The organism is Agrobacterium albertimagni AOL15, assembly GCF_000300855.1.
Taxonomy (GTDB): domain Bacteria; phylum Pseudomonadota; class Alphaproteobacteria; order Rhizobiales; family Rhizobiaceae; genus Allorhizobium; species Allorhizobium albertimagni.
The window spans coordinates 1-583 of sequence record NZ_ALJF01000040.1; the positions used below are offsets into that span (position 1 = coordinate 1).

Sequence of the window (583 nt, forward strand, 5' to 3'; positions counted from 1 at the left end):
CTTCATCGCCCCCATGCCGGTGAAGTCGATCCGGTCGCCGGTCTGGAAACCGTAGATCGTGTCGCCATTGGCGTTGGCGGCCGAGGTGAACTTGAAGACATCGTCGCCAAGCCCGCCATCAATGACGTTGACCGCAGACGAGGCCGTGATCGTGTCGTGGCCGAAACCGCCGATGAAGTTCTCGAAACCATAGAAGGTATCCGAGCCCGTCGTCCCGCCGCTGACCGAGCCTCGCTGGTTGAAGCCATTGCCGAGATCCACCGTGAGGTTGGCGCTGGTCGCTGCATAGTCGAGCGTGTCGATGCCGTCTTCGCCGTAGTAGACGTCGTTGCCGTCATTCAGTGTCGCAATCACGGTGTCGTCGCCGGCACCTGCCCAGACACGGTCGTCGCCTGCTCCGCCCTCGATCACGTCGTTTCCGGCATCTCCGAAGATCAGATCGGCACCGGCCCCGCCGAAGACGATGTCGTTGCCACCGCCGGCATGCACCTCGTCGTCGCCCTGGCCGGCATTGATGACGTCATTGCCATCGCCGCCCGACACCACGTCGTCGCCATCCTCGCCACGCAGAATGTCCGAGCCG

Annotated in this window: 1 protein-coding gene; it reads right to left on the reverse strand. The window is 63.5% G+C overall.

The annotated features are described in order from the left end of the window. The coding region (locus tag QWE_RS24215; RefSeq protein WP_006728816.1) for a calcium-binding protein at positions 1-583 on the reverse strand (583 nt) is incomplete at both ends.